Annotated in this window: 9 protein-coding genes; 3 read left to right on the top strand and 6 right to left on the bottom strand. The window is 35.5% G+C overall.

Features of this window, described 5'->3' with window-relative positions; all coding sequences use genetic code 11:
* The 3 genes from mnmH to ABGX27_05910 all read right to left on the bottom strand — a co-directional run.
* The coding region (mnmH, locus tag ABGX27_05920) for a tRNA 2-selenouridine(34) synthase MnmH (protein ID MEO2069033.1) at positions 1–993 on the bottom strand (993 nt) is incomplete at its 3' end.
* A complete protein-coding gene (locus ABGX27_05915) occupies positions 965–1,684 on the bottom strand; it encodes a class I SAM-dependent methyltransferase (protein ID MEO2069032.1) in 720 nt (239 codons plus the stop codon). The genes ABGX27_05915 and mnmH, both read right to left, overlap by 29 nt.
* Complete coding sequence (locus ABGX27_05910) at positions 1,674–2,732, bottom strand: DNA double-strand break repair nuclease NurA (protein MEO2069031.1); 1,059 nt, start codon at positions 2,730–2,732, stop codon at positions 1,674–1,676. The genes ABGX27_05915 and ABGX27_05910 overlap by 11 nt, the downstream gene beginning before the upstream one ends.
* A 64-nt stretch (positions 2,733–2,796) precedes the next feature.
* Between ABGX27_05910 and ABGX27_05905 the strand changes: the two genes are divergently transcribed.
* Entirely contained in the window at positions 2,797–4,014 is a 1,218-nt protein-coding gene (locus tag ABGX27_05905) for a penicillin-binding transpeptidase domain-containing protein (GenBank protein ID MEO2069030.1), read from the top strand.
* Between the two features lie 5 nt (positions 4,015–4,019).
* The gene (locus tag ABGX27_05900) at positions 4,020–4,361 is read left to right on the top strand and encodes a histidine triad nucleotide-binding protein (protein MEO2069029.1); all 342 of its coding nucleotides are present in this window, start codon (positions 4,020–4,022) and stop codon (positions 4,359–4,361) included.
* Positions 4,362–4,427: 66 nt separating this feature from the next.
* Here the strand turns inward: ABGX27_05900 and ABGX27_05895 are convergent, their stop codons facing one another.
* On the bottom strand, positions 4,428–4,604 hold the full coding sequence (locus ABGX27_05895) for a hypothetical protein (protein ID MEO2069028.1): 177 nt from the start codon (positions 4,602–4,604) through the stop codon (positions 4,428–4,430).
* Between the two features lie 67 nt (positions 4,605–4,671).
* Positions 4,672–5,217 (bottom strand): NYN domain-containing protein, encoded by a 546-nt coding sequence (locus tag ABGX27_05890; protein ID MEO2069027.1) that lies wholly within the window; start codon positions 5,215–5,217, stop codon positions 4,672–4,674.
* Positions 5,218–5,410: 193 nt separating this feature from the next.
* Here ABGX27_05890 and ABGX27_05885 point away from each other — a divergent pair, with 193 nt between their 5' ends.
* Positions 5,411–6,073: a hypothetical protein gene (locus tag ABGX27_05885; GenBank protein ID MEO2069026.1), complete on the top strand. Its 663-nt coding sequence runs from the start codon at positions 5,411–5,413 to the stop codon at positions 6,071–6,073.
* A 259-nt stretch (positions 6,074–6,332) separates the two neighbouring features.
* Here the strand turns inward: ABGX27_05885 and ABGX27_05880 are convergent.
* The coding region (locus tag ABGX27_05880) for a hypothetical protein (protein MEO2069025.1) at positions 6,333–6,534 on the bottom strand (202 nt) is incomplete at its 5' end.

The following is a 6,534-nucleotide window of genomic DNA, read 5'->3' as shown; positions in this document are numbered from 1 at the left end:
AAGAGCATCATCTAAGTTGTTAGCTTCTATTCTATAGTCGGTTTCAGGAGTGGAGCGGTTATAGAGTTTGTCGTAATAGTTAACTATCAATTCTTTTACAACTTCTTCATAACTTTCTTTCATTATTAAATCTTTTATGAGATTATACTTTTCCTCTCCCAATATTTTTCTTATCCTCTCCAAAGATTTAAGATATATATCTTTAGAAAATTCTCCTACTTTGTAATCTTCTAAGGAAATTCTTATTCTTTCTTCTAACGGCATAGTTAAGTTTATCTTGTATCCACTAGTCATAGCTTTAAAAAAAGTATCCGGTAGAAAAATTCTTCCTATCTTCTTACTTTCTCCTTCAACAATTATGTAAGGCATTCCTTTTAGACTTTCGAGTTCAAGCCAAAGAAAGGCATCAAACATTTTCTGTGATGGTTGTTTTAATCCTATTCCTCCGAAAACAGAACCTCTATGTCCCGCTAAACCTTCCAAGTCTATAACCGGATAGCCTTCTTTTTTTAATTTCCTTAAGATTCTTGTTTTCCCTACTCCTGTTGGGCCATAAAGAATTACAAACTTTTTACTTTTTACAAGCTCTTCAATTCTTCTTAGAATATATTTTCTAAAAGCCCTATAGCCCCCTTCTAACCTTCTTACGGGAACACCGACGAGAGAACATATGGTAGCCACCGCTAAGCTTCTCATTCCACCACGCCAGCAGTAGATAACAACGTTTCTGTTTTTTTCTTTAACTTTCTTAATTTCATTTACAATATCATATAACTTGGGGCCTGCTACCTTTAAAGCAAAGATACGAGCTTCCTTTTCTCCCTTTTCGTAGTAAACTTTCGAAACTTTTTCCCTTTCTTCCTTGGTAAATAGTGGAACATTAACAGCCCCAGGAATGTGAAATTCCTCAAATTCTTCTTTAGTTCTCACATCGACAAAGGTAAAGTTTTCCTTTAAGGCCTCTTCAACAGGTATATCTTTTACCAGCTCCATGGCGACTCTTTATAGTAAACTTTATTACCGTAAAAGTTCCAAATGGACTCTTCAAACCTACGACTTTTTCCAATTTTTCGTTCACAAAGCCGTTAAAGGCAAAGTTAAGTGTAGAGTAGGTAGAATGTTTTATGATAACTTTATCTCTTAGAATTTCCCTTGCGTATTTACGAAGTCTATCAACCTTTTCAAGAGTTAAAAATTCTATCTGATTGTAGTAGGAGTCTCTAAAAAGTGAATATACCCTTCGGTATAAAGAAAGAATAGAAAGTTTGTTTAAAAAAGCAACTATTACCGACTCTCTTGAGACTCTTACAGCTTCAAGAAATGCCTTCTTTTTATCGTCTATAAACTCAAGACTGGTGATAAATACTGTCGTATCAAAGCTATCCTCTTTAAACGGAAGATCTTCGGCATTTCCGAGAACTAAATTCTTTAACCCTTTTTTCTTAGCTAACTTTAACATATCTTGGGAAATATCAACTCCGTAAAGTTTTTTAAATCCCTCTCTTTTTAAAGTTTCTAACCAGATTCCTGTTCCACATCCAACTTCAAGTATAGAATCTTTTTTGTCAAGAACTTTTAAGAGTATTTCCTTTTCAAGGTTAAAGACTTTCTTTCCAAAGTTTGTTTTAAAAAAGTTGTCGTACTCTAAAACCCTTTTTCCGTGGAATATTGTTCTATTCCCCAAGAGCTTCCCTCCCTGTAATGCCTCTCACTTTCAAAGTATATATGATATCGTCCATATCTTTCTTTGTAATTTTTACTCTATGATGAACAACTTTAAGAGGATATGGATACCCTCTTATGGCAAAGTATTTGAGGATTGGAAAGAGAACATTAACGGATATCATTGTTTCTACCTTGTAAACTCCGTTTCCCTTCGGAAGTCTCACAAAGAAAGAGTTAAAAGAATACTTCCTAAGTTTTTCTTCAAATTCAATCGGAAACTTAAATTTCTTTTCTTTGTGTATTTTTATCTCCTTGGGTTCACTATAGCCCACTGGTAAATCAGCGTAATTTAAAACGGTAATATCCGGCAAGATACTATCCAGTTGATAGTTCCTTGAATCAGAACGCTTAGAAATTGCTACAATTTTTTCACTACCTTTTTCTAAAAGAAGGTATAATGAGTAAAGATACTCAAGGTATTCCAAATATCCTGCTGCTACCGGAAATTCTTTCCCTTTTGCAAACTCTTCTATCCTTTTGTAAAACTTTTTTGAAGTAATTTCCCCTAAGGAGAAATCTTCTATCAACTCGTTGAAAAGATCTTCAACTCTTTTTTCTATTTCCTCATTAATTTCATATGAAAAAACTGTAGGTCTTATCACTGATCCTACAATTGAACCGTCAATAAAAATGATTGAACTTTTATCCACTACCTTTAAAGCTTCTTTTACTTCCAAAATTCCCATTAACATTCTTAAACGTGCGTCGGAATATTCTTCTGGTTTTAGGATGTCTATGTCGACCTCGTAGCCTTCTTTGTTGGCTTCTTTACCGTTTTCAAATAAAACAGACCCCGCTCCTATTGCATAAACAAGCTGACCTGCAAATTCTTTTTTATTCATACTTCCATCAACTGCGTAAACAACAGGTACTACGTTAGGTTCTGGATCAAATGGAATCCAAATCTGCTCTGCTAACTCTTGAAATCTTTTAACTTCGGAACTTTTTAGATTTAAAGTTTCTCTCTTTTTTAAAGCTGTTTCTATTAGAAATCTTTTTATACCCAAAGTAATCTCCTTGAACTTTGTGTTCTATATTATATTTTCTACTGCTTAAAAGGAGGCTTCAAGATTGAAGAGACTTAAGTTTCTTTTGGGAACACTAGTTTTACTTAGTTTTTTTAGCTTCGTTGTTTACAAAGTGCCAATTAAGGAAGTCAAACAGGAAAAAATTGGAGAAGAAAAGCCCCGCTTTTTATGGAAACTGGTTAACGATTTCTCCTATCAGTATGAACTCTTTAAGAAGGCTTCTGTAGAGAACGGAAAATACGTTCTCAGGACAAAAGAATATACTATAATCTTTACCGTAAATCCTGAACTTCAGTCAAAAGTTAAAAAGGAATTCAAAAGATACAAGGTAAAGTACGGAGCTTACGTTGCCTTTGACAAGGATGGAAAAACAATTTGTGCAGTTTCAAGTTTAGACTATCCTGACTTAACTTCAAAGAGGACTTTTCCAGCAGCTTCTACTTTCAAGATTATAACTACAGCTGCTGCTTTAGAGACAAAAGTCGCTGATATCAACACGAAACTGAAGTGTGGTGGACATGACGACTCATGTTCACCGTCCGTTTGGTTAAGTAGTCCTTACAGAATAACAAGAAGTCTAAAAACAGCTTTTGCATATTCCTCAAATCCTTACTTTGGAAATCTTGGAAGGCTTATTGGGAAAGAAAAACTCTTGGAATTTGCTAAAAAGTTTGGATTTAATAGGCAAGATTATGGTTTCCCTTGGGGAATAGTAAGAAAACCTCTAGATGATTATGATTTAGCTTTAATGGCTGCAGGTCTTGGAGAAACAAGGATAAGCCCTTTCCATGAAGCATTAATTTCGTTGATAGTTTTAAATGACGGGAAAATGTCCAAACCCTCCCTTATAGATAAAATTTACGATAAGGACGGAAACGTTGTTTATTCTTTTAAGAAAGAGTTTTTAGAAGATGTTATTTCTGAGGAGACTGCAGAGAAGCTGAAAAAGATGATGATTGCTACCGTGAGGTTTGGAACAGTATCAGATAAAAGATTCTTCAAAATTCTTAGGAGAAAATATCCGAGCGTTCTTGTTGGAGGAAAAAGTGGAACACTTTCAGAGTTAACATATCCAGAAGGAAGGTGTGAGTGGTTTACAGGGTTTATGGTTTACGGTGGAAAAGAGATAGCATTTTCTTCTCTTGCAGTAAACGGTAGTAAATACTACATTTCCGGCTATGGGCTTGGGGCATTAGTTTCTATGGATCTCGTTAAGTACTATTCTGCTATACTTAAAAAGAAAAAAGAAAGAGGAGGTTAAAGGTTATGTGCGTTTTCTGTAAGATAATAAACAGAGAAATTCCCTCTAAAATTGTTTATGAAGACGAGACAGTAATTGCATTTCACGATATTAATCCTCAAGCTCCCGTTCATATCTTAATAGTGCCAAAAGAACATATAGAAACCGTTAACGACCTTGAAGAAAAACACGAAAAACTAATAGGACATGTCTTTACCGTCGCCAAAAAAATAGCCAAAGAGTTTGGAATAGCTGAGAGTGGTTATAGAGTAATTGTTAACTGTAACAAAGATGGAGGACAGGAAGTTTACCACCTTCACTATCACTTGCTTGGAGGAAAAGCTTTAGGGTCCCTGGTTTGTAAATAAAAGATAAAGATTTAAATAGTCCTTTTAGAAAAATGTGGGTGGAAAGCATCCACCCACAAAATTGATTTAATTTTTGCACTTTCCATTGGAACCGAAATTCTTAGCTGCTGCACTCTGTGCCTTTGCAGCAAAACTTCCTTTTGGAGTAATACCTCCGTTGGCTCTTGCAGTTGCAGACTGGATTCTTGCAGCTGCCTCTGGAGTCATGGGATTCTTTGGACACCTTGAGCTTTTCTTAGCCATTCCATACCTCCTACGGATAAATTTTGTGGTTGCCTGCTTGTTATCTATTTTTCTAACTCTCTTTTTCCTAAAAAATTCCATCCAGAACTTCACCATACATCATCTTAAAAAAAACTCTAAAATCTATATGAGGAGCGAGTTTTTTTAGAGCGGATTGAATTTCATTTCCTCTTTCTAAACCTTCTATTCTTTCGGGGACTATCACTCCAACTCTTATTCCGTTGTTCCTTGCAAAGTCAAGGGCAGGAATTAGGTCTGTATCAAATGAGAAGATAATTATGGTATCTACATACCTTTTTAGGGACAGATTTGCGATGTCCAATCCGATTTGAACATCAACTCCTTTTTGTTCAAAAGAATTTCCACGAGGAAGGAGCTCTCCCAATCTCAACAAAACATCTGACTGTTCCCCAACTGCATCAATAAAGGTGTTAACCTTTTGGAAGTAATCTTCTTTAGAATAGTCTTTATCTCCAATTTTTCCTCCAAAGGGACGAGCCGTATAGAAATAGATGTGAAAGAAATTACATTCGTATAGTTTCTGTTGGAAGTCTCTAACGAACAGTCTTTTAAAGCGTGAAACTAGATTTTCAGCCTCCTCATAGATTTTCATCTCTTCTTTCTGTAGAATCTTTTTTTGTTCGTAGTAACCATTAAAAACGGTGTACCTCACGTTTTCTCAATCAACTATTAGGGCTACTTTTTCTATTGGTGAGAAGTATTCCATCTCAGACCTCCTTGATGTCTTCGTAGTATTAAAGTAGATTTGCTCCAAACAGAAGGATAGGAGTAAGAGGGACGAGAAAGTGAAAAATTACACCTGTACTTTTAGAACTATCGGAGAACTTTTGAACCTACTCGTTAAAGCTTTAGGACTAAAAATAGAAGGTAAAAAAAGGTTTATCAAAGAGGAAGAGATAACTCCTGCTGAATATCAAAGAATTTACAATAAAATAATTGACGGGATTCTAAGAGAGCTTACTCCTGAACAAGTTGAAGAAGAAAAAGAGCTTATTGAAGAATTTTTCCGTATTTATAACTTACTCAGAAGGGAAATAGATACTCGAGGGCTTACTCAAAAGGAGTTGGATGAAATCTTATTAAGGGAGTTCGTTCTTCCTTTCGTTTCATTCTGGGAAAAGAAACTTAAAGAACGTTTAGAGAAAAAATTTGGAAAACATGTTGAAAACTTTTCTATTAAAGAGATTCTTCCAGTAGAAAACGAAAGTTCTTTTAAGAGAGTTCTGAAAATTCTTGAAAAACACGCTGAAGAAAAAGACGTGGAAAAATTGATCCAAGAAGTTTTGCCGATAGATCATAACGAAGCTCGCAAGCGTGTAAAAGTATGGACTAAAGGAAAAGAAATAATTAGTAGGGAAAAATTGGAAGTATTTTATCAGGTAAAGAAAAAGATGAGAAATGATAAAGAAAAAATTGAGAAAAACGTAAGGAGACGTAAAGAAGCGTAAAAGGGGGTAAAGGGAGAAATCAAGAAAAAGATGAGAAATTTTCGGTCTGTCCACTGGATTTTCTCATTTATTTCTTTACTTTCAACAAAAAGATGAGAAATTTGTTAGGTAAGGTTAATTTGCAGGAAAGCTAAGGAAGGGCTATCATTTATAGTAGGCGGTGGTGAAAGCCAGAAAGTCGCCCTGGCTGGCTGGTGGCACTCCCTCTTTGGGAGTGGCATCTATGGAGGGGGTGGGCGTCCTCCCACCACCGCCTAACTTAGCTTAACTTACCCTTCAATATTTTGTAACGAGGGTGCTTTAAGTCTGGGATTTCCACAAGCCCAGAGGTCTTAAGCAGATTGAGAAATACTTTTTTCCTTTTTCCTTCAATCTTTACTTTTACAGGTGCTTCCAGCTTAACAACGAACTTTGCTTTCTTACCCGGAACACTTTTTACGAAGAGTAGCACAGGTTTCCCC

The sequence above is a fragment of the Desulfurobacteriaceae bacterium genome, assembly GCA_039832905.1.
Classification (GTDB): Bacteria; Aquificota; Aquificia; order Desulfurobacteriales; family Desulfurobacteriaceae; genus Desulfurobacterium.
This window is presented reverse-complemented; position numbering and strand designations above follow the sequence as displayed.

Excerpts from the sequence above, each read along its gene's own strand:
- ABGX27_05900 (MEO2069029.1), top strand. The coding sequence starts at position 4,020 with ATGTGCGTTTTCTGTAAGATAATAAACAGAGAAATTCCCTCTAAAATT.
- ABGX27_05895 (MEO2069028.1), bottom strand. The coding sequence starts at position 4,604 with ATGGCTAAGAAAAGCTCAAGGTGTCCAAAGAATCCCATGACTCCAGAG.
- ABGX27_05890 (MEO2069027.1), bottom strand. The coding sequence starts at position 5,217 with ATGAAAATCTATGAGGAGGCTGAAAATCTAGTTTCACGCTTTAAAAGA.